The 794-nt window shown below is 61.6% G+C and carries 1 protein-coding gene and 1 pseudogene; both read right to left on the bottom strand.

Annotation, left to right across the window (positions count from 1 at the left end):
• On the bottom strand, positions 1-155 hold a 155-nt coding region (locus tag ACX40Y_RS18200), incomplete at its 3' end, for a transposase (protein ID WP_459120986.1).
• Between the two features lie 227 nt (positions 156-382).
• Positions 383-794 (bottom strand): annotated as a pseudogene (locus ACX40Y_RS18195) (hypothetical protein); the annotation flags it as partial.

The following is a 794-nucleotide window of genomic DNA, read 5'->3' as shown; positions in this document are numbered from 1 at the left end:
TGCTTGCGCCACGTGTAGATCAGGCTGCTCGAAACCTCGCGCCGGGCGATCACATCGCAGACCCTCGCCCCAGGCCGGAACGCCTCGGCCAGAATCTCCAGCTTCTCCGCGTCGGACCATCGCCGCCGGCCCGACACCCGGCCGACTATTTCCATGCGACCAGTCATACGCGTGCTCGTATGACTGGTCGTAGAACCCGAAACTTCCTGCACCGCCGGCCCCTCGTCAAAGGCGGCAAGCATCCCGGCTTTCGACGATGCCGCAAGGCGGCCTGCTGAACACGCTTACTGCTTCATGAGCACGCGCCGCTTATCGAAAAAGTCGGTGCGCCGGTATGCAGCTTCGGCCGCGTTCGGGATTTTGTGCGCGAGCGCCTTGTCGGTCACTTCTTTGGAAAATCGGTCTGATCTGCAGTCCAATCGGTAAAGCTCGATCGAAACCGATGCACCGTCACGCCGTTGATTCCCCTGTCGCGCATCGCCTTCACCATTGTGGTGTCACTGATTGCGTGATTTTGTTTGCCCGCGAAGACTAGCCCATTGGCGCTGATAGCCCCTTCAAGCGAGACACGCGCATCGCGGAGGCGCCGCATCAACTCAACGGCGGGGGCGACAAAGGTACAACATGCGGCCCGGCTTCTGGTCTGAGCCCCGACCTTCCTCCACCTATGAGTAGAGCCGACGGTCCGATTGATGCCGATGCTTGGGCGTGATGACACTGGGTTGGGGGTTAACCCCCGACCCGGTTTGCCGATGGATTTGGCCGCCATCTCGACCGGGGTCAGGTTGCCCTGG

It is taken from the genome of Sphingomonas sp. RS6, assembly GCF_054489705.1.
Note: the sequence above shows the minus strand (reverse complement) of the source record. Positions and strands in the feature narration are given on the sequence as shown.